Source organism: Microbispora rosea (genome assembly GCF_900156315.1).
Classification (GTDB): Bacteria; Actinomycetota; Actinomycetes; order Streptosporangiales; family Streptosporangiaceae; genus Microbispora; species Microbispora rosea.
This window is the reverse complement of sequence record NZ_FTNI01000018.1, coordinates 38274-59162: the sequence shown is the minus strand read 5'-3', so window position 1 is coordinate 59162 and position 20889 is coordinate 38274. Positions and strand designations below refer to the sequence as shown.

Genomic DNA, 20889 nt, shown 5'->3' with positions numbered 1-20889 from the left:
CGGCTATTCCCTCGGATGTATTGCAGCAGGATTTCGGCTGCGGAAATCCCGTCAGCTACGTAGGACCTGGCGAGCCGGTGCTCGACCTGGGCAGCGGCGGCGCAGGGCTGCAACCGGTCCGTGGCTGGGCGGTTCCACTCCGGCCGAGCCATACCTCTCGCTGCGCGCGCTCCCCCACGAGCACCGCTACCCCCGGAGGCATACCTATGGAAGTGCTCGTACTTGTGCTCGTGCTCTTACTGGCCGCCGCCAACGGAGCGAACGACGTGCCGAAGGGTGTCGCCACGCTCGCCGGCGCGGGCGTGACGAAAATCCGCACGGCCATCGCATGGGGCACCGTGGCCACCACCCTCGGCTGCCTCGTCTCGTTGACGTTGGCCTCGAAGATGACCGATCTCTTCTCCAAAGGCATCGTCTCCGCCAAGCCCACCCCGGCTTTCACGGTCGCGGTGCTGGTAGGAACCATCTTCTGGGTCGTCTTGGCCACCGTCCTGAAGTTGCCCGTCTCCACCACCCATGCCCTGGTCGGCTCGCTCCTCGGCGCCGGAAGCCTGTTCGCCGGTTCCGCCGTCGAGTGGAACGGACTGCTCGGGAAGGTCGTGCAGCCGCTGCTGCTGAGCATCCTGGTGGCCTACGCCATCTCAGCCGTTTTAGGAATCATCACCCGGAAAGTCGTGACGATCCGTACGGCGAGAAGGGAGAGAATCCAGGCTCCGGTCCCGGACGGCGACACGGCGCCGGTCGCGACCTTGACGAGACAGGTCGAGCCGACCAAGGCGCAGCAAGCCATCGGAATCGCGCACTGGGCGACAAGCGGCCTGGCGAGCTTCGCCCGGGGCCTCAACGACGCGCCCAAGATCGTCGCTATCGGCACCTTCGCGCTGGTGGGCGGGATGACCCCGACGGGCCTGCTGTTCGCGGTCACCGCGGCCATGGCCGTCGGAGGTGTCGTGGCGGGCTCTCGCATCGCCGACCGGCTCGCGTACTCCGTCATCAAGATTCCTCATGTCGAAGGTTTCACCGCCAACCTCACGACCGCGAGCCTCGTCGGACTGGGCGCCATACTGGGCTTGCCCATGTCGACCACGCAGGTGTCGGCAGGGGCCATCTCCGGCATCGCGGCCAACGACCTCTCCCGGCTCAACAAGAAGACCGTCCGGGACCTGCTGATCGCGTGGTTGTGCACACCGCCCGTCGCCGCCGCCGTAGCCGCAGGCGCGTACCTCCTGCTTGCGTAGCGGCACCGCTTCGGAGGCGTGGCAGCACCTGCCGGCCGCCTCAGGCAACCTGAGGCGTTCGCTTGCGGCCGTTTCAGGGTGAGCGATGTGGCGATCGACCACACCTCCGCACCGAGCGACGCACCACGGCGGGAGATCGGGCATGGTGTGCCGTGAATGCCGTCAGCCAGAGCGAATATCAGGAGCTCCAAGCAGATCGAAGGGACCGCTCATGCCCCCGATGCCCAGCGTCCTGTTCGTATGCGTACACAACGCCGGCCGTTCCCAGATGGCGGCCGGCTGGCTCGCTCATCTGGCTGGCGACCGCGTCCAGGTCCGTTCAGCCGGTTCGGCGCCCGCAGAGCGGGTCAACCCCGTCGCCGTCGACGCCATGCGCGAGGTCGGCATCGACATCAGTGCCGAAAGTCCGAAGCTCCTCACTGCCGATGCCGTCCAGGCATCCGACGTGATCATCACTATGGGCTGCGGTGATGCCTGCCCTCTCTTCCCCGGCAAACGGTACGAGGACTGGAAACTCGACGACCCGGCCGAGCAAGGCATGGATGCTGTGCGCGTGATAAGAGACGAAATCCACGACCGGGTGAAGGCTCTGGTGGTCGAGCTTTTGGAGCCCTGATGCGCTTCCAGGAGTACAGGGCGGCTCTCGTGGTTGGAGTCCTTGGCACCAACCACGCTCACGACCTACGGGTTTCTCACGCCTCGTGAATACGATCGGGTTCGAGTGCGGCGAGCGGCTGGGTGGTGAGAAAGACCCGGAACCCATCCTTAAACGGCTGCCCACCACAACCCGCATGAGAGCGGTTCCTCCTGAGATGCTTCTCAAGACACCCACTCTTTACATAGTAGATTCGCCACCGTTGTATGCCGCCAAAACGGACAGTTCCCTGGATGACGAGAGAACTCATCCGAACACGGTGGCCAGGCGCACCGTCGTTGATCGCTGGTCGGGGCACCGGTCGGCTCCCTGGGCCTGATTGGTTGTCGGGGGGACACTCATGACAGCCAGCATGGAGGGTTGACGCAGCGTCATGGTCAAGCCCGCAGGGCAGATTCGATGCGTCCACTCAAATGGAAGCGACGGCCGGCGCCCGACGAGCATGGCTGACTTGTCAGACGGATCGACAAAGTGGAACCCAACGAACACGACAGAGCCCACCTCCGGCGTACCGGGGTGGGCTCACGCGTCGGGAGCGCGCTTCAGTCCTGGAGCGGCCAGGTGTCGAAGGCTTCTCGTGCGGCGCGCAGCACGTCGCGCTCTATGAGGGCGGCCAAGGAGACGCCCATCGTGCGGAGCCCCTCCCCGACGGTGTCGAGATGGAAACGCCGCAAGTCTTCGGGCAGCGGGATGTCGCCGACCAACGCGAATCGCACGGCACCGGTCGCGTCGCGGACGGAAAGCTCTGCCCTAGCAAGCGAAGGACTTTTCACGCGAAAGATCAAACTTGGCGAAATTCGCCGTGAAAGCCCACGGCTAATTCCATGCCCGAGAGAACAGGCTCCTGCTTGACGGCCGCCGCTTCGCTCAGCAACCCGACGCGACCGGACCGTTCTTCCACGTGATGACCTTGTTGTTGGCATCGTACGCTATGACGTGCGTGAATGTCTGGTACGCGTTGCATCGCATACTGGGGCTGCTGATCCCACCACTGGAGTTCGACGGAAGCGTGCCGGTGCACGCGCTCGGACCGGGCTGATCAGCGAAGATTGTCTGCAGCATGAGATTCACACACACCTTCTTCACCGTGGTGCCGGCCTTGTAGGTGGCGTATGCGTGAAGATATCCGTTGTTATACGCCAGCAGATAAGGCGTGAGACTGTAGGACGCAGCCGATGCCGGCATCGCGGACGCCAGAAGCAGACTGGACGATGCTCCGGTTACGGCCAGGAATGAAGCCAGCTTGTTGCGAATCATCCGACGCCCTTTCGTATAATGTGATCTTGAATTGGAATGGAAGGCACTAGTGGCCACATCTCCATTGAAGGGTCGTGTTGTGATTCATACGGCGAACTGGTGAAGCAGCTACGCCGAGGTGCCCCCACCGACTCTCGGACTCCATGGCGAACGCATAGTCGGCGCTTCGGTTGGCCGACCCAGATTGGCGCATGATGCGACAAAATGCCGGGTGTGATTGTGGACCAGGCGACCTATTGCAAAGTGGTCATCAAGCCGCTGCTGTATGTGGAGGAGACCTCCGGCATCGAGACTGGGGAAATCAACGTCTTCCTCGGCGCCGACGGCGCAGCCACCTCGCGATCACCGAGGACGCGGGCGACAACACGCCGGAGACGCTGCACGTCCTTTTGGTAGGCCGGATCGCCACCCGGTGCCAGGCGCCGCACCGGTGACGCGGCAGGGGCCGGCAGCGACAAGGGTTTCCCGCGTCTCCGCCGACAGGTCACTCATGATGCGGTCACCTATGCCCTAGTCACCGGCACCGTTGGGACGGCTGACGATGGAACCCTTGCCTGGCTTGGTGGTGATGAGGCCTTGAGCGCGGAGCTGCCCCATCGCCTTGCGGACAGTGACACGGGCAACGTCGAACTTCTTGTAGCTGCACCTATCACGGTGAGAGACGGGTAGGTGCCATGAGCGATGCCCTCGGCGACCACGACCGCTATCTGCTCCCACTTGTAGATCATCTGTACGCGGTCTACGTCCCTGGCCCTTTGCCTTGGCTTGCAGCGTGGCGAGATGCTCGGGCTCCAATGGGAGGACATCAATCTCGACGCACGTGCATCTATCTGCGGTGGCGTCCTCCGTCGTGGTCAGCGGAACAGACCTGCGTTCTCAGCCGCCCATTCGTATTAAGGACGCGTTGGGCAACGCTCCACCATGAACGTGCAGTGATCCAGAACGTGTCGAGGGCCGCGTGGGTCGAGCCGCGCGACCCTCGACTCGGGCGTGATTACGCCACCGGCACGTCCCTCCGGTGCAGGCCCGCGAGGCCGACTGCGCCGAGGGCGAGCGCGATGGCGGTGAGCCACAGCATCGGCGTCACGGTGAACGCGGAGCCGGGTAGTTTCGGCACGTGCGCGAACGGGGTGGCGTCGACGATCCACTGGCTCAGCCCGAACAGCGCGCCGAGCTCGACGAGCAGGACGGACAAGATGAGCGCGGCCCAGGCCAGTGCGCTGAACCTCGGTGCCAGGCCGATCAGGGCGGTGCCGAACCCGGCCAGCACCCAGGTGGCCGGCAGTTGCACCAGGGCGGCGCCGAGCAGCCGTCCGATTTGCCCGCCGATGTCGTGGACCTGCATGCCGTACCCGAGACCGCCGGCGATGCCCGCCGCTGCCAGCAACAGGGCGGTGCCCAGGAGCGCGAACGTCAGGTGGCTCGCCGCCCAGCGGAGCCGGCCGACCGGCGTGGCCAGCAGCGCCTCGACCCGTCCGCTGCTCTCCTCTTGGCGCAGCCGCAGTATCGCCTGCACGGTGTAGGCGGCGGCGACCATGCCGGTGATGCCGAAGATCGCGGCCAGGAACGCGTCGGTGAGGCCGTTGTTCCCGCCCATCCGCGTCAGGATGTCGGTCAGCTGCTGGTTCGGCGACTGCAGGTCGCCGATGCCTGCGGCGGCTCCACCCATGACGGCCCCGGTCAGCGCGAGCCCGATGGTCCAGCCGAGGAGCAGGCCGCGGTGCAGCCGCCAGGCCAGCGCGAGCGGGCTGCGCAGGGCCGGGGAGGACTCGGCGGACCCGAGCCGCTCCCGTAGCAGGCCGGCGCCCACGTCCCGGCGCGCGACGAGCGCGTACGCGACGACGGCGAAGACGGCCCCGACCCCGACGAACAGGCCGGCCACCCACCAGCGTTCACCGGCGTATGGGCGCAGGTGCAGCGCCCAGCCGGTCGGGGACAGCCAGCTCAGCCAGGTCGGCCCGGTGTCGCCGACAGCACGCAGCAGGTAGGTCCCGCCAAGGACGGCGCCTGCGATGGCGCTGGCCGCCCGGGCGCTCTGGGTAAGCTGCGCGCTCGCCGCGGCGATCGCGGCGAACAGCATCCCGACAAGGCCGGTGGCGAGGCCGAAGGCCAGCGATCCGGCTGCGGGCAGCCCGGTTGCCAGCAGCCCGAGGGCGATCAGCGCCGCGATGGCCAGGTTCACCAGCCCGGTCACGAGCAGGGCGGCGGTGAGCGGCGCATATCGGCCGACCACGGTGGCGCCGATGAGCTCCAGCCGGCCGGTCTCCTCCTCGGTCCGGGTGTGCCGTACGACCGTGAGCAGGCTCATCAGACCGACCAGGATGAACTCGGTCACGCCGATCTTCCACGCGGTGAGCCCACCGATCGAGAGGCCGAACAGCGGGCCGCTCAACGCGACGAGCGACGGGTTGGACAGGACGGCGCTCACCGCGCGCAGGTCCGCCTCTGTCGGGTACAGGCTCAAGTAGTTGGCCGCGGTCCCCATCGGCATCACCGCGAGCCCGAGCACCCACACGGTCAGCCGGACGCGGTCGAGCCGGAACGCCAGCCGCGCCAGAGCGCGCGTGCCGGTCAGCGAGTTCATCGGGTCACCCTTGTCTGCGGCTTTTCGTCGGCCTGCGTCCGGTCGTAGTGGCGCAGGAACAGCTCCTCGAGGGTCGGCGGCTGGCTGGTCAGGCTCAGGATGCCCACGGTGGTGAGGTGCCGCAGCACCGCGTCGAGAGCACTGGTGTCGACGTCGAAGCGCACGGTCCCGTTGTGAGTCTGTACGTCGTGCACGCCGGGCAGCGTGTCCAAGCCGGTCACCGGCCCGGCGAGGCCGACCTCTATCGAGGTACGGGTCAGGTGACGCATGTCGGCGAGCGTGCCGGTCTCGACCGCCCGCCCATCGCGGATGATGGTGATCCGATCACAGAGCGCTTCGACCTCGGCGAGGATGTGGCTGGACAGCAGGACGGTCCGGCCATCGCGCTGCTGCTCTTCACGGATCACCTGGCGGAAGACTTCTTCCATGAGTGGGTCGAGGCCGGAGGTGGGCTCGTCGAGAATGAGCAGGTCGACGTCCGAGGCGAGGGCGGCGACGAGGGCGACCTTCTGCCGGTTGCCCTTCGAGTAGGCCCGGCCCTTCTTACGCGGGTCGAGGTCGAAGCGCTCCAGCAGCTCGTCTCGGCGCTTGGCGTTGAGGCCGCCGCGGAGCCGGCCGAGCAGGTCGATGACCTCGATGCCGGACAGGTTGGGCCAGAGGGTGACGTCGCCGGGCACGTATGCGAGGCGGCGGTGCAGTTCCGCGGCGTCGCGCCGCGGGTCGCCGCCGAGCAGCCGGGCGGAGCCGGAGTCGGCGCGCAGCAGTCCGAGCAGAATCCGGATGGTGGTGGACTTCCCCGCGCCGTTCGGACCGAGGAAGCCGTGCACCTCCCCGGTCCGTACAGACAGATCGAGCCCGTCGAGCGCGCGGGTGGGCCCGAATGTTTTGACCAGTGCGTCTACGTGGATCGCCTCGGTCATGGTTTCTCATGCTCCTTCAGCCCCGGGGTCGGTCCCCGTGGCGGTAGGGGGGTTGGGTGCCCGCGGCGGTTCCATCGCCGCGCGGGCTTTCGTGACGAACTCGGGATCGAGCAGCGAGTGGGAGTAGAAGTCGGCCAGCGCGCCCGCCATGCGCAGGTGCCCTTCAGTGGTGAAGATGTCGACACCCAGCGTGCGGGACACGTGGTCGTGCATCGCCAGAAGTCCGGACTGCATGCCGACGAGCACCGCGGCGTATGCCCGGTAGTCCTCGGTGACGGCCGGCGCGTGCTTACGGACCCACTGCTCGCTCAGCGTCACCATCTCGTCGAACATCGCCGCGGCGCCCGACGAGCCGCCGAGCAGAGCACGGGTGAGGTATTTGTAGAGCAGCACGATCGTCGGATGGACCGACGGCAGGAAGCCCGGGTTGGCCACCTTGCCCTCAAGGTAGAACTCCTCCTTGATCTTGACGAGCCGGTCCAGCGCGTAGGTGTCGCACACCTCGCGCAACGCCTCCTTGGACCCGAAGTGGTGTCGAAGCAGGCCCGGCGACACGCCTGCCTCCTGGGCGATGTCGCGAACCGTCGTGCCGTCGATGCCCCGCTCGGCGAACAGGCGGATCGCGGCGTCCCTGATCCGCGCCCGAGCCGTCAGGTCCTCGAACGCCGGATCGCCAATCGGGTCTCCCACTACTCAAATCTCCTTATACAAGCATGTTGTCAGATGGTCGATCGGATAGCTCACTATACACGCATATAGTGCTTGCCGTCGCAACCGCCAAGCGGGAATTGTTCCTGCTGGCCGCGCGCACCCTGGCCGACAGGGGCGGGCAGGATCTGGGCGATCGCTTCACCTCCCTGGTCGGTCAGTTGGCGATCACCGATGACACGTGGGTGCGTTCCCTCATCGACTGGACACGCCGGCAACCCGCGCTGCGCTGGGCCGGATGCAGACCGAACTGCTCAATCGGCGGCGGTGGAACACCCGCATCGAGCTGGCAAACGCGATCTTCGAGTGCCTGGAGATCTTCCACAACCGCCAACGACGTCACAGCGCCCTGGGGATGCGCACCCCGGTCGAATACGAGATGCTCTACGCAAACACGCAGCTGGCATGACGGCCAACCAAGCCGACTCCACGGAACCCGAGGCACATCAGTTCCACTCTGCGGCAAGGAAAGACAGCAGGCTGTCGGCAACTGACGTCCCGTCCGAGCAACAAATGAGCAACGAGAAACAGAAAAGCCGTGATCACATAGTTCGTGATCACGGCTCCGACCTGCCGAAACAGTGTCGGGACACAGTGCGTGCTGGACCCACGGCAGCTCGGGCTCTCCTCGCGGCGGTAGACCGTACTGCCAGCGGATATCCCCGGCAAGCTCCTCGTACCCCCACTACGCTCCCCGAAAGGCGGGCTGCAGACAACAGCGTTGGTCTGATGGAAGCCGAACCGATCCGGCGCACAGGGAATCGCCGATGCGCACGACTGCTTCCTGGCCGTACAGCAGGAGCCGTACGGCAGTCATACGCGCCGCGTGTCAACGACGCTCGAATTCTGGATCAGGCACACTTTCCGTGAAGTGGACCCTGGTCAGTCGGCCAGCAGGAGGCGTTTGCGCAGGAGATCGGGGTTGGCGCGGCCGTACATCTGCCGCTTGAGCATTTTGGTGCGGTTGACGTGCCCTTCGACGGGTCCAGAGCTGTAGGGCAGGGTGAGGCCGGCGGTGACGGCGTCTTGGTCGCGGCGTAGCCCGGTGACGAAGGAGTGCAGGTCAGGCAGGTCGTCGCGGAGTACCGCGTTGATCCATGCCTCCAGGTCCCGGCCGCGGCGGTTCATCATCATTTCGGCGAACTGGCGCACATGGCCCCGGAGCGCTGCCAGCTGGGGAGATAAGGCGGTGAGGGTGTCGAGCTGGCGTTGCTCGCCGGGTTCGAGGCGGGCGGGGTTGCGCAGGAACCAGCCGGTGGCTTGGCGGACCGTGGGCGGGCGGGGCGAAGCCGGGGTTGGTGGCAGGCGGGCTCGCCAGGGGCGGACGTATTGGCGGACGGCGGTGCTGCTGCCGCGGTAGCCGAGATTCCGCAGTTCACGGCAGAGGACTTCGGCGTTGGTGCATCCCTCCGCCCACCGCTTGCGTAGGTAGCCGTCGTAAGCGTCCAATGCCTTGGGGCGTTGGCCGGTGCCGGTGTGGACGAGAAGGTCTTCGGGGTTGTCGGCGCGGGCGAAGCGCCGGACGGTGTTGCGGCCGAGGTTCAACTGCCGGGCGATCTCCCGTACGCCGTGGCCCTGCTTCAGCAGAGCGTGAACGACGGAATGCCGTTCCCGGGTGCGGACGGCGATCCGGTCGTCGCGGTCGGCGGGCGAGCGAGGTGGGGTGGGTGCCTGCGGAGGTGGAGAAGGGGTGGGCTGAGTGACGAGCGTGGGGATTAGGGACGGCAGGTGATGGCGGTGGCGGGTGAGGGTGCGTTCGACGGCCTCGCCGAGGTTTCTCCAGATATGCCAGCGGTCTGCCACCTGGATCGCCTGCGGTGCGCCGCGGGCGGTGCCCTCGGCATAGGCGCTGGCCCGGTCCCGGCACACGATCTCGACGCCGGGGTGAGCGTGCAGCCAGGCCGCGAGGGTGTCGGCCGTCCGGTCGGGCAGCACGTCGACCACCGTGCTGGTGGAGATGTCGATCAGGATGGTGCCGTAGGAGTGGCCCCGACGGTAGGCGAAGTCGTCCACGCCGAGCACCCGCGGGCCCGCCAGGAGGGGCGGCTCGGGCAGGCCGCGACTCAGTCTGATCAGCGTCATCCGGCTCACTGAGGCGGCCAGGCGCTGGGTGAGCCGGGCCCCGGCGCGACCGCCCAGCGCCAGCGCAATCGCCGCCAACACCTTGCCCGCTGGGATGCTGCGGCGGCCGTATCGCACCGTCAGGCCGGGAATCTGCTCGGCGAACGTCGCCCTCACGCAGGCGGTATTACGGCAGAAGAATCGGTGTACCCGCAGGTGGATGAGCAGTTCCTGACCGCCGGCTGCGGTGTCGGACAACCGCCGTTCATAGTGACTGTGCCTGCGCCGCGACCGATCTCCGCAGTCCGGGCACGCCGCCTCCACGGTGCCGGTGCTGGCCCGGATCCGCACCGTCCTTCCCGCACGCGACACCTGGTCAATGCACACGCGGGCCAGGTGAGGGAACAACGCCCTGACCATCTCACTGATCAACACGCCGCAGATCGTCGCCATAGACAGGTGAGCTACTGGCTAGAACGCCTGAACCGTGATCAGCTCAGCCGGGGTCCGATCATGGAAAGTTGTGCCTGATCCAGTTTTCACGCGTCGTCGACATCGCCGGCCGCCGGGGCGGGTCATAAGTTCCAGTGACAAGCCCCGGCCTGGTCAACGGCCGCCGTCCGCTCCGAAACCTGCCGATGGTTTCTGTCGGTAGGTTTCGGAGCGGTGTCGACTCATGTTGTGGAGATCACGATGGTGGTGGGCCGCCGCCCTGGTGGCCTCGGCGGCGGAGGCCGGATACATCCTCTCGGCCGCGCCGTCTCGCGAGTCCTCGCAGCGCTGCTGCTGGCTGCCTACAGCACGGCCCCACTCGCACTCGCCGTCGATCTCGGCATCAACCGGAGCTGCCTCGGCGTATGGGGCGGGCCCGAGGGAGCCACGCTATTCCTGCGAGGCGACACCGCGCCCATGCCGGCCGCGCTGTGCATCCTGGCGACGCTGGGTCTGCTGGCGCTACTGCCCGCCGCCGACCTCTGAACGGCCCCATCGCCCCGCTCGACCACTGCCCCACCGGCCACGGCCTGCCGCCCGGGTGAGCCCGACCACGTCAGAACCAGCGGAATAGGACGCGTAGCACACGACGTCTCTGGTGTGTGGCGCGTGGATCATCTGGCCGGGAGTGACGACGATCCCGGCATGCCCGGGCCCGCCGGCTCCCCGGCCCCTCAGCTCCCCAAGCGTACGGCTTGCCGAGCTGCATCCGCGCGTAGGCGAGGACACGGCCGGCCACGGCACTCGGCGCGGCAGGAAGCGCACACAGCTCCTCCCCACGCCGGCCGAGCTCGAAGAGTAACCGCGGGCGAAGTCGAAGACCCGGCCGACGTACCAGTCGGCGTGGTTGTGGCGCCAGACGGCCCGGCACATGTCCGCCGACGCTCCGCTCGCCTTCAGCACTATTTCGCCGCCGCCGGGATCGAGTCGGCCGGGTCGTAGGATCACACCCGCGCGCCGCACGACGCGCGGGCCGGCCGCTTCACGCCGGCTCCTCCCCCGCGGAGTCGACGATGCGCCGGGCGAGCTCCAGACGAGGTCTGTCGATCATCTCTCCGTCGACCCGTACGGCGGCGCCCGCGGATCCTGCCGCCACGTCGAGCACACGCCGGGCCCAGTCCAGTTCCCCGTCCGAGGGCGTGAACGCGCTGCGGACGAGAGCGACCTGACGCGGGTGCAGGCACAACTTGCCGGTGAATCCCAGGGCCGCCGCCCGGCGGGCGGCCCCCAGGGTCGCCGCCTCGTTGTCGATCTCGGGCTCGACCCCGTCGACGGGCCCGGGCAACCCGGCGGCCCTCGCCGCGAGGACGACCTTGCTGCGCGCGAACAACAACCCCTGCTCGTCGCCGCCCCGCGAGGGAATACCCGCGTCGAGACAGAAGTCGAGGTTTCCGAACAGAAGCCGCGCCACGCCCGGGGCCTGTGCGATGAGATCCGCGTCCCGTACGCCCCGGGCGGATTCGAGCAACGCGAAGACCGGTACCCGCGGGCCGAGCACGGCGGCCACCGTCGCGACGTGCTCCGGCGCCTCGGTCTTGGCAAGGACGACTCCGGCCAGCCCTTCGGCCCCGGCGAGCGCCGCCAGGTCGTCATCGTGCCACGGCGTGCCGATCCCGTTGACCCTGACCAGTGCCGGGTGGACGGAGACGTGGCCGGCGGCGGCCGCCCGCGCGTGTGCCTTGTCCTGCGGGGCGACGGCGTCCTCGAGGTCGATGATGATCGCGTCCGCGCCGCTGGCGGCGGCCTTCGCGAAGCGGTCGGGCCGGGTCCCGGGCACGAAGAGCAGGGTCCGCGCCGTCGTCCCGTACGCCCCGGTCACGGTGTGCCGGGACGCGGGTCGAGACCGGCGGCCCGCAGAGACCTCTCGTCCCACCGGGGTTCGACGACGGCGCGGGTGGGACCATGCCCCCGCCGGTAGACCAGAAGGGTGCGCTCGAAGCTGATCACGATCACGCCGTCCTGGTTGAACCCGATGGTGCGCACCTCCACCACGCCAACGTCGGGACGGGACTGCGACTCGCGCACCGAGAGCACTTCCGACTGGGAGTAGATCGTGTCGCCTTCGAAGACGGGATTGGGCAGGCGCACCCGGTCCCAGCCCAGGTTCGCCATGACGTTCATGGACACGTCGTGCACACTCTGCCCGGTGACCAGGGCCAGGGTGAAGGTCGAGTCGACCAGCGGCCTGCCCCACTGCGTTCGCTCCGCGTAGTGCCGGTCGAAGTGGATGGCCGCCGTGTTCTGGGTCAGCAGGGTGAGCCATGAGTTGTCCACCTCGGTCACCGTACGGCCGAGCGGGTGCCGGTAGACGTCGCCGACGACGAAATCCTCCAGGTAACGGCCCTCCCAGCTCACTGACGGCGTTCGGGGCGCCGGGGAGGCGGTTCCGTTCTCGTCCACGTCGGGTCTCCTTGTCGATGGTGTCTGTACGTCGGTGCCGCCCTCGGTATGCCCGGAGCGGCGAAGACGGGAAGCGGCTGCTCCCATGGATGTCATGCTGCGAGTTCTGGGCCACCCCCGGCGGGATCAGTGACGGGCCAGGCCCAGCAGCAGGCCGCCGGCCGATACCGCCGGGCTGCTCGTCAGGAACAACGGTGTGCCCGCCTCGGGCGCCCGCACCTCGGCGAAGACCTCACCCCACACGTCGCTCATCGTTCCCAGCAGCCCGGCGGCCGGCACGGGCTCCCCCACCGCCACGGCGGGCTCCCACCAGCCCGCCCGGTCCGTGCGCAGCCAGTGCCACCCCTCGTGCAGGCGGACATCGCGCACCGGCCACGGCTCGCCGTCCAGCACCCCGACGGATCTCGCGATGTTGGTCAGCCCGGCCAGGTGCCGGTCGATCGCCGCCTGGTCGAGCAGGCCGTTCTGGCCTGACTCCGCGATGACGGCGGGGATGCCGGCGTCCGCCGCGGCCGCGCACGTGCTGCCCGCCACGGTCCGCGCCTCCGCGGCCTGCCTGACGACGTGTCCGGCGCCGTACGCCAGGGCGAGTTCCAGCGAGGCCGCCTCGACCGGGGACTCCTCGAAGATCGTGAACGGCTCCAGCGACTCGGGCAGGTCGCCGGCGTGCATGTCGACGAGGTAGTCGGAGCCGAGGACGAACTCGGTGAAGACGTGGTGCGCCAGCACCTCCGTGAACGAGCCGCGAGGGTCGCCGGGAAAGCTCCGGTTCAGGTTCTCGCCGTCCACCGGGACGACGAACGGCGTCCTGGCCCAGAATCCCGGCACGTTCACCACGGGGACGACGACGATCCGCCCGGAGACGGCGGCGGCGTCGAGGTTCCGCACGAACTCGCGGACGGCCGCGATCGAGGCGTACTCGGCGCCGTGCACGCCGGACAGCACGGTGAGCCGCGGCCCGTCTCCGCGGCCCCGGATGTCGAAGTACGGGATGTCGAGCCCGTCCGGGCCGAGGCCGGGGATGCGGAGAGTCCGCCGCTCGATCATCGCACCGCCGTTCCGAGGTCCGGCAGCGCCTCGGCGAGGAAGTCGCGCATCGTCCGCTGGAACAGCTCCGCCTCCTCGAACTGCGGGGAGTGCCCGGACTTCTCGAAGACGACCAGCGTGGAGTCCGGGATGAGGGAGGCGATCGTCTCCGACGACGACACCTGGGTCACCCAGTCGTGGCGGCCCACGGTGACAAGGGTGGGGCAGGTCACGGACGGAAGCTGCGGCTTCACGTCGTAGATCGGCGCGTTCTGCTGGAAGCACCAGTTGTGCGCCTCGTGGCGGTAGATGCCAGCCTCGACCCGCGCGGCCGCCTTCTCCGGGTCGTACTCGTGGTCGTACAGCGGGATCAGTTCGGCCCAGCGGGCCTTCAGGTCGGCGTCGTCGCGGATCTTGCCGCTCCAATAGCGCTCGTAGTTCTCCCAGTCGAGCTCCACCCGGGTCTGCTTCCGCGCGTTCTCGTGGGCGAGCTCCAGGTTGGTCCAGTCCGGTGAGGTGTCCCGCAGGATCATCGCCCGCACCCTGTCCGGGTAGGCGATCGCGTACTCCATGGCGATGAATCCGCCGTAGGAGCCGCCCGCGATCACGACCGTCTCGGCGCCGGCCCACTCGCGCAGCGCGTCGACGTCGGCGGCCCACTGGGCGTGCGAGTAGGGCGGGACGCCCTCGCTCAGGCCGCAGCCGCGGGCGTCGAACACCACGACGCGGAACAGGTCGGACAGCGGGCCGAAGGTCGCCTTCGGCTCCGCCAGCGAGCCGATGCCCCCGCCGCCGTGGTGGGCGATCAGCACGGGGGCGCCCTCCTCGCCGAGGACCTCGACGTTGAGCCGCGCACCATTGATGTTCACGAACATGTGCACTCCTTGCTGAGGAAACGCAGGCGCCCTGGCTCAGGCCGCCGCGGAGTCGATCCAGGCGGCCACGATCTGGTCGAGCACACCGAGGGGGACGGCGCCGTTGCCGAGCACCGTCCCGTGGAAGGCGCGGATGTCGAACCGGGATCCGAGCCGGGCCTCGGCCACGGTTCGCAGGCGGCGGATCTCGCGACGGCCGATCATGTACGCCAGCGCCTGCCCGGGCCATGCGATGTAGCGGTCGATCTCGTTGCGGACGTTGGCCCGCGTCGTCGCGGTGTTGTCCCACATGAATTCCATGGCCTGCCTCCGCGACCAGCCGAGGTGGTGCATGCCCGTGTCCACCACCAGCCGGCAGGCGCGCAGCGCGTCGAACGAGAGCATCCCCAGCCGGGCGATGTCCGAGGTGTACAGGCCCATCTCGTCGGCCAGCCGTTCGCTGTACAGGCCCCAGCCCTCGACGTACCCGCACACCTCGGCGTCCAGGAAACGCCGGTACGCCGGAAGGTCCGTCAAGGTCTGCGCGGAGGCGATCTGCAGGTGGTGCCCGGGCGTGCTCTCGTGGAAGGCCAGTGCCTCGTACTCGTACACGAACCGTTCCTTCGGGTCGGCCGTGAGGACGCAATGGGCGCCGGGCCGGGACCCGTCGCCCGCCGGCGGCCGGTAGTGGGCGAGCGCGGCGTTGCCCGCCTCGATCGGGTTGATCTCCTCGATGACGCAGTCGGCGATGTCGTACGCCGGGAACCAGTCGTCGCGGGCCTCCTCGGCCCGGCGCAGCGCGTCGGTCACCACGTCGACGATCTCGGCGGCCGAGCCGAACCGCAACGAGGGATCGTCCCGCAGCCGGGCCAGGATCTCGCCCACGTCGCTCGTACCGAGCACCCGGCCGCCCAGCTCGGCCCATTCCTGTCTCAGCTCCGCGAGACAGTCGAGGCCGATCTGATGGATCTCCTCCGGAGACAGGTCCGTGGTGGTGTGGCGCCGCACCGCGGCCCGGTAGCCCTCCTCGCCACCGGGGACGAAGCGGACGCCGACCCGCTCGTCGGGCCGGGCCACGGGCAGCAACTCGTCCCGGAGGCCGGCGAGCAGGCGCCGGAGCGCGGGACGGACGGACTCCTCGACGATGCGGGACGCTCGCCCCCTGACGCTCCCCTCGTCGACGCCGGCCGGCAGCCGGAGGCTGAGCAGGGTGTCGTCGGCCAGGCTCAGCGAAAGGTGCCCGGTGAGCTGGTCGATGGCCTGGCCGACGCCGACGCGGGTGGGTATGCGCCCGTCCTCCTTGGCCGCCCGATAGCGGTCGAGGATGGCGTCGACGAACGCGGGCAGGGCGGTAAGCCGCCGGAGGTACTGGTCGACGGCCGCCGCGTCGGAGAGGGACGCCGCCGGGACCGACATGAACATCATCGCCTGCGGTGAGGAGTAGCCGTCCGCGGACGCCCCCGTCTCCCACAGCCCATGCTCCAGATCGGACCGCACGCCCCAGGCGAGGCGGCCGAGCACCGCGTGGTTGATCCGGTCGGCCGGGTTCAGGCCGCCGGGGTCGATCTCCGCCAGCCGCCGCTCGATGTCCGCGATCTTCGCGGCGTCGGCGGCGGAGCCGGAGCGGCTGGGGTCGGGCACCAGTCCGTCGAAGCCCGAGACGCCGAGCAGTGTGGCGCTGAAGGGGTCGGCCGTGTGCTTCACCTGGAAGAACTCGGCGCTGAGCTGGGCGAGCCGATCGTCCGCCCCGGCGGCCGCCGGGGGCTGGTCGTCAGGAATCACTGATCCTCTTTCCTGTTGACGGGGGCGCGGGAGGGGCCACTAGGCCCAGATCCGCTCGAGCGCCCGGAGGATGTTGCCGCCGAGCACGGCCGTGATCTCGCTGTCGGAGAACCCTTCCCGTACGAGCAGGCCGCAGATGTTGTGGAAGTTCTCGGTCGGGTTCTCCAACCCGTCGACGTACTCCACCTTCTCGAAGGAGGGGCCGCCGGGTGCCGCGGCGCCCACCTTGAGCAGGTGCCCGAAGACGGTGTGCAGGCCGACGTGGTCGCCGTAGAGGGTGTCCGGCCCGAACGCGACGTGCTCGATGCCGACCAGGTCCAGGCAGTACCGGAAGTGGTCCATCACCGACAGGATGGTGTGCCGGGGATGAGCCTCGGACAACGTCGTGTGGGGCGCCGCCGACATCCCGATGACTCCGCCCGTCTCGGCGACCGCGCGCAGGACGTCGTCCGGCTTCATCCGCGGCGTGTCCCAGACCGCACGCGCTCCGGCGTGGGTCATGAACACCGGGCGCTCGCTCACGGCGCAGACGTCCAGGCCGGTCCGGTCGGAGGAGTGCGAGATGTCGATGGCCAGGCCGAGCCTGTTCATCCTGGCGACCGCGCGCCCGCCGAAGTCGGTGAGCCCGCCGTCGGTGGTCTCGTTCAGGCCGCTGCCGAGGGCGTTGGCGTCGGAGTAGGCGATGCCGATCTGCCGGAGGCCGAGGCCGTACAGGACGTCGAGCCGATCGATCTCGTTCTCGATCGGCGTCGCCGCCTCCAGGCCGAAGAGCAGCCCCACCTTGCCCGACCGGTGCGCGTGCTCGATGTCGTCCATCGTCCGGATCACGATCACGTCGGACTGGTGGGCGATGTCGGCCTGGCGCATGCCGAGGTCGGTGATGATGTCGAGCCAGCGCCACGGGGCGTTGCCGGTGACGCAGGCGGTGCCGTCCATCATGTTGTCGAACACCACGGTCATGCCCGACGCGAGGAGCCCGGCGAACGCGGTGTGCTGGCGTCCGGTCCTGTTGTACTCCGGCGTCTGCCGCATGTCCGCGGGGAACCGGACGGGATGGTCGTGCAGGCTGACCACGACGTTGTCCCGTAGCAGCCGCTCGGCCCGTTCCCGCTCCTGCTCGCTCAGGCCGCCGGCGTACGGCGGCACGCGGCCGAACTCGGGGGCCAGCTCGATGTCCGGGAAGTCGACGCCGGGCGTGAGGTAGCCGTACGACTCGTAGGCGCCCGCGGTCACCGCGTGCCGTCCCCGCGGACCGGCGCCAGCCGGTGCGGCCCGTCGGCGAGCAGCCGCCACAGCCGCTCCCAGGCGCGCATCCCCTCACGCAGCCGGGAGATCCGCATGAACTCGTTCGGCGCGTGCAGGTTCTCGTCGGCGGTGGAGAAGGAGAAGAACAGGGTCTTCGCGCCGAGGACCTCCTCGAACAGGGCCGTCGCGGGCAGCGTCCCCGCGATGACGGCCAACAGGACATCCTGGTCCGGGTAGACGTGCGCGAGCGCCTCGGTGGCGGCGCGGATCGCCGGGTGGCCGGCGGGGATCGTGTACGCGGGCACCCCGCCCTTGTCGGGGCGGACGGCGACGCGCACGCCGGGGATCTTCTGGGCGAGCACATGGTCGGTGATCGCCTGGAGCACCCGTTCCGGGCGCTGACCCGGCACGAGACGGCAGGAGATGTGGGCGGTCGCGACGTGCGGGATCACCGTGTACTTGCCTCCGGCCAGGACGCCGTTGATCTCGAGGGTGGGACGCTCCCACAGCCGCTCCAGCGTGCTGTAGCCGGCCTCGCCGAAGAGGCCGTCGAGACCCAGGTCGTCGCGGTAGCGGTCCTCGTCGAACGGCACCGCCGCGATGGCGGCGCGACGCTCGTCGCTCAGTTCGGGGATCCCGTCGTAGAAGCCGTCGACCGCGACCCGGCCGTCGGCCGCGTGCAGGCCGGCCAGGATCTCGCTCAGGGCGTGCACGGGGTTGGCGACGGTGCCGCCGTAACGCCCGGAGTGCAGGTCGGTGGCGGCGCCGCTGACCTCGACGTCGAGCGTCACCAGGCCTTTGGACGCGATCGACAACGAGGGCTCGCTCGGCCGCCACATCGCCCCGTCGGCCGAGATGACCAGGTCGGCCGCGAGTTCGTCCGCATGCTCGCGCAGGTATGCGGGAAGGTGGGGGCTGCCGATCTCCTCCTCCCCCTCGAAGAGGAACTTGACGTTCAGCGGCAGCGCGCCTTCCTGCTCGATGAACGCCTGCGCCACCTTGAGCACGATGAAGACCGGGCCCTTGTCGTCGGTGACCCCGCGCCCGCGCATCACGTCGCCGTCGACTCTCAGCTCGAACGGCGGGGTGCGCCACTCGGCGAGATCGCCGGTCGGCTGCACGTCGTAGTGGCCGTAGACCAGGATGGTGGGAGCGCCGGGCGCCCCGAGCCACTCGCCCCGGACGACGGGGTGACCCGCCGTGTCGACGACCCGTCCGCCGGCGAAGGACAGCTGGGCCGCGAGCCATTGAGCCGCGGTCCGCATGGTCTCCGCGGTGGCGTCCCGGCTCACGCTGGGCACCGCGACGTAGTCGGCGAGCTCGTCGAGGTAGGCGGCGTCGGTCGAATCAAAAGAGAGCATGTCCACCATCAATCGAGAGGGTCTGACCGGTGATCCAGGATGAGGATTCCGAGACGAAGAACCGGACGCCGTGCGCGATGTCCTCGGGCCGGCCGAGCCGGCGTACCGCGATGCCTTCGACGAGCGCGGCCTGCCCCTGCTCGCCGTAGCTCTCCCACTGCTCGATCGTCGTGGGATTGGACAGGACGAACCCCGGCGCGATGCAGTTGACCGTGATGCCGAACCGTCCCAGCTCGTGCGCCATCTGACGGGTGAAGCCGATCTGCCCGGCCTTCGCGCTGGCGTAGGCCTGGATGCCGGTCAGGCTGACGCTGCGGCCCGCGCCCGACGAGATGTTCACGATGCGGCCGAAGCCTCGCCGCTTCATGGCCGGCACCGCCGCCCTGGTGCACAGGAAGGTGCTGGTCAGATTGGCCGCGACCACGGCGGACCAGTCCTCGTCGCTGATCTCCTCCAGAGGGTGGTGGACCTGGCCGACCACCCCGCCGGCGTTGTTGACCAGGATGTCGACGTCGCCGATCTCGGCGAAGAAGGCGTCGACCGCGGACGAGTCCGTCACGTCCACCGTGTCCTTGTCGACGCCGTGCACCCGGGCCCCGTCCGCCTCGAGCGCGGCGGCGATGGCCGCCCCGATCCCGTGTGCCGTGCCGGTGACGACGGCGACCCTGCCCCTGACTGCTGTCACTGGTCGAGCCATCCCTTCTCGAGCAGCTCGCGGACCTCGGCCACGCCGGCGTCCCACACGATTCGCATGTCCTCGTCGCTGCGCTGGTAGGCCCCACCCAGGCTTCCGTCCGGGGACAGCTCCCTCATCTCGCGCGCGGTCACGTTGTCCGCCAGCGACCTCGGCAGGACCGGCGCGCTGCCGCCGGGGATCTCGACGCCGTCGACCCTGGTCCAGGCGAAGTTCTCCAGCCAGGAGCCGTGGAACTGGTCGTCGTCGAACCTGGACGCGGCCTCCGCCGTCTTCGGCGCGTTGTACCAGCTGTGGAACAGCACCTCCACCCGTTCCTCGCGCGGCAGGCACACCCATTCGCGGATGAGGCCGGCGACGGGAGCGTTGCCGCCGTGGCCGTTGATCACCGCGATCCGCCGGAACCCCTGGGAGGCCAGGCAGTTGAGCAGGTCGCGGATCACCTCGATGTAGGTGCTCATCCGCAGGCTCATGCTGCCCGGGTACTCCACGAAGTACGGCGCCATGCCGAACGGCAGGACCGGCAGGACCGGCACGCCGAGCGGCTCCGCCGCTTCCACCGACACACGCTCGGCCAGTAAGGCGTCCGTCCCGAGCGAGAGATACCCGTGCTGCTCGGTCGACCCGACCGGGAGCACGATGCGATCGTCGCGTTGGAGGTAGTCGGCGATCTGCATCCAGTTGCTGTCGAAGACCCGCACCGGTCCTCACACTCCGTTCGATATGCGAAGTGAAACCAATGTCGACCTTGGGAGTGGTCAACTGTAAGGGAAGTTGCGTCTCATACTAACCATTTGCCCCACAAATACCAGCCATCCACTGCAAACGCATTCGGATCGCCTGTCGCCGCGGGTGTCCGCCCCGGGATGTGGCACCTGTCATACGGGTGACTCCGGCGGCGGTGCTCTTTCCGTGCCCCTTCCGTGTCCCCGGCGGGGTAGCCTTCCCGCCATGCCCCCTCGCCGTCGTTCCCCTGCTTCGCACACTTCGGCCGCGCCCCTGCGGGCTGTCGCCGACGTGCCCGTCCCAGTGCCTCCGGTTCCGCTCGACGACGTAGACCGGCAGATACTCGTCCTGCTCAGCCAGGACTCCAGGCGCTCGCAGCGGGCGCTCGCCCGTGAGCTCGGCATGTCCGCCCCCGCGGTCGGAGAACGCATCGCGCGTCTGGAACGTCTCGGTGTGATCCAGGGGTACGGCGTGCGCGTGAACTGGAGCGCCGCGGGCTATCCGATGACGGTGTACCTGATCATCACGGCCGTCCAGGGCTACCAGCAGCAGGACCTCGTCGAGCAGCTCGCCCTGATACCCGAGCTGGAAGCGCTCGACATCGTCACCGGCGCCATGGACATGCTCGCCCGGCTCCGGGTGCGTGATCACCAGCATCTGCGGCAGCTGCTCATGGACTGCATCTGGCAGATCGAGGGCGTGCAGCGCACCGAGACCGCGCTGAGCCTGGTGGAGATAGAGCCGAAGAACCTGGTGGCCGACCTGCTGTCGGCCCCGCCCGGCGAGCCGGCCTGAGCGGTCCGGCCGGCTCACCGGGGATCGTGTGGGGGTCCGTGCGCCCGTAGGCGTTTTCGGGGGCGGGTCACGGACCTCGCGGCGGCGTGGC

General features: G+C 68.9%; 20 protein-coding genes. 5 read left to right on the top strand and 15 right to left on the bottom strand.

All coding sequences use genetic code 11. The features are described 5' to 3' along the window. The first annotated feature begins 77 nt into the window (after positions 1-77). Together BXA11_RS24050 and BXA11_RS24045 are read left to right on the top strand one after the other, a co-directional pair. Positions 78-1238, top strand: a complete 1161-nt coding sequence (locus tag BXA11_RS24050) for an inorganic phosphate transporter (RefSeq protein ID WP_143734481.1) — start codon at positions 78-80, stop codon at positions 1236-1238. Positions 1239-1449: 211 nt separating this feature from the next. Continuing rightward, positions 1450-1854 carry an arsenate reductase ArsC gene (locus BXA11_RS24045; protein ID WP_076438071.1) on the top strand — a complete coding sequence of 135 codons (405 nt, stop codon included), beginning with the start codon at positions 1450-1452 and terminating at the stop codon, positions 1852-1854. 581 nt (positions 1855-2435) lie between these two features. Here BXA11_RS24045 and BXA11_RS43285 read toward each other — a convergent pair. From BXA11_RS43285 to BXA11_RS45445, 5 genes are all read right to left on the bottom strand, one after another. After that, positions 2436-2609, bottom strand: coding sequence for a hypothetical protein (locus tag BXA11_RS43285; protein ID WP_159454834.1), 174 nt, complete (start codon positions 2607-2609; stop codon positions 2436-2438). Between the two features lie 151 nt (positions 2610-2760). Next, positions 2761-3150: a hypothetical protein gene (locus BXA11_RS42370; protein WP_143734480.1), complete on the bottom strand. Its 390-nt coding sequence runs from the start codon at positions 3148-3150 to the stop codon at positions 2761-2763. A gap of 994 nt (positions 3151-4144) precedes the next feature. Next, complete coding sequence (locus BXA11_RS24030) at positions 4145-5734, bottom strand: ABC transporter permease (protein WP_076438064.1); 1590 nt, start codon at positions 5732-5734, stop codon at positions 4145-4147. Continuing rightward, positions 5731-6654, bottom strand: coding sequence for an ABC transporter ATP-binding protein (locus tag BXA11_RS24025; protein ID WP_076438062.1), 924 nt, complete (start codon positions 6652-6654; stop codon positions 5731-5733). The genes BXA11_RS24030 and BXA11_RS24025 overlap by 4 nt, the downstream gene beginning before the upstream one ends. 6 nt (positions 6655-6660) lie before the next feature. Next, entirely contained in the window at positions 6661-7344 is a 684-nt protein-coding gene (locus BXA11_RS45445) for a TetR/AcrR family transcriptional regulator (protein WP_275409728.1), read from the bottom strand. A 256-nt stretch (positions 7345-7600) separates the two neighbouring features. Here BXA11_RS45445 and BXA11_RS24015 point away from each other — a divergent pair, with 256 nt between their 5' ends. After that, positions 7601-7771, top strand: coding sequence for an IS3 family transposase (locus BXA11_RS24015; protein WP_083744533.1), 171 nt, complete (start codon positions 7601-7603; stop codon positions 7769-7771). Positions 7772-8244: 473 nt separating this feature from the next. Here BXA11_RS24015 and BXA11_RS24010 read toward each other — a convergent pair whose 3' ends face one another. Then, positions 8245-9843, bottom strand: a complete 1599-nt coding sequence (locus tag BXA11_RS24010) for an ISL3 family transposase (protein WP_076438236.1) — start codon at positions 9841-9843, stop codon at positions 8245-8247. Between the two features lie 246 nt (positions 9844-10089). Between BXA11_RS24010 and BXA11_RS24005 the strand changes: the two genes are divergently transcribed. Further along, positions 10090-10401, top strand: coding sequence for a hypothetical protein (locus BXA11_RS24005; RefSeq protein WP_143734478.1), 312 nt, complete (start codon positions 10090-10092; stop codon positions 10399-10401). A 496-nt stretch (positions 10402-10897) separates the two neighbouring features. Here the strand turns inward: BXA11_RS24005 and BXA11_RS24000 are convergent, their stop codons facing one another. From BXA11_RS24000 to BXA11_RS23960, 9 genes are all read right to left on the bottom strand, one after another. Further along, positions 10898-11734, bottom strand: coding sequence for an HpcH/HpaI aldolase/citrate lyase family protein (locus tag BXA11_RS24000; protein WP_076438058.1), 837 nt, complete (start codon positions 11732-11734; stop codon positions 10898-10900). Continuing rightward, positions 11731-12315, bottom strand: a complete 585-nt coding sequence (locus BXA11_RS23995) for a MaoC family dehydratase (protein WP_231514118.1) — start codon at positions 12313-12315, stop codon at positions 11731-11733. Before BXA11_RS23995 ends, BXA11_RS24000 begins: the two co-directional genes overlap by 4 nt. A gap of 126 nt (positions 12316-12441) precedes the next feature. Then, positions 12442-13362 (bottom strand): succinylglutamate desuccinylase/aspartoacylase family protein, encoded by a 921-nt coding sequence (locus BXA11_RS23990; protein ID WP_076438055.1) that lies wholly within the window; start codon positions 13360-13362, stop codon positions 12442-12444. Continuing rightward, a complete protein-coding gene (locus BXA11_RS23985) occupies positions 13359-14216 on the bottom strand; it encodes an alpha/beta fold hydrolase (protein ID WP_076438052.1) in 858 nt (285 codons plus the stop codon). Before BXA11_RS23985 ends, BXA11_RS23990 begins: the two co-directional genes overlap by 4 nt. 36 nt (positions 14217-14252) lie before the next feature. Beyond that, positions 14253-15977 (bottom strand): DUF885 domain-containing protein, encoded by a 1725-nt coding sequence (locus tag BXA11_RS23980; RefSeq protein ID WP_083744531.1) that lies wholly within the window; start codon positions 15975-15977, stop codon positions 14253-14255. A gap of 39 nt (positions 15978-16016) precedes the next feature. After that, complete coding sequence (locus BXA11_RS23975) at positions 16017-17210, bottom strand: dipeptidase (RefSeq protein ID WP_076438050.1); 1194 nt, start codon at positions 17208-17210, stop codon at positions 16017-16019. Further along, positions 17207-18583, bottom strand: coding sequence for a dipeptidase (locus BXA11_RS23970; protein ID WP_076438232.1), 1377 nt, complete (start codon positions 18581-18583; stop codon positions 17207-17209). Before BXA11_RS23970 ends, BXA11_RS23975 begins: the two co-directional genes overlap by 4 nt. Next, entirely contained in the window at positions 18570-19268 is a 699-nt protein-coding gene (locus BXA11_RS23965; RefSeq protein WP_197042867.1) for an SDR family NAD(P)-dependent oxidoreductase, read from the bottom strand. Before BXA11_RS23965 ends, BXA11_RS23970 begins: the two co-directional genes overlap by 14 nt. Further along, the gene (locus BXA11_RS23960) at positions 19265-19978 is read right to left on the bottom strand and encodes a creatininase family protein (protein ID WP_030511290.1); all 714 of its coding nucleotides are present in this window, start codon (positions 19976-19978) and stop codon (positions 19265-19267) included. Before BXA11_RS23960 ends, BXA11_RS23965 begins: the two co-directional genes overlap by 4 nt. 250 nt (positions 19979-20228) lie before the next feature. Here BXA11_RS23960 and BXA11_RS23955 point away from each other — a divergent pair, with 250 nt between their 5' ends. Further along, complete coding sequence (locus tag BXA11_RS23955; RefSeq protein WP_083744529.1) at positions 20229-20798, top strand: Lrp/AsnC family transcriptional regulator; 570 nt, start codon at positions 20229-20231, stop codon at positions 20796-20798. The last annotated feature ends 91 nt before the right edge of the window (positions 20799-20889 follow it).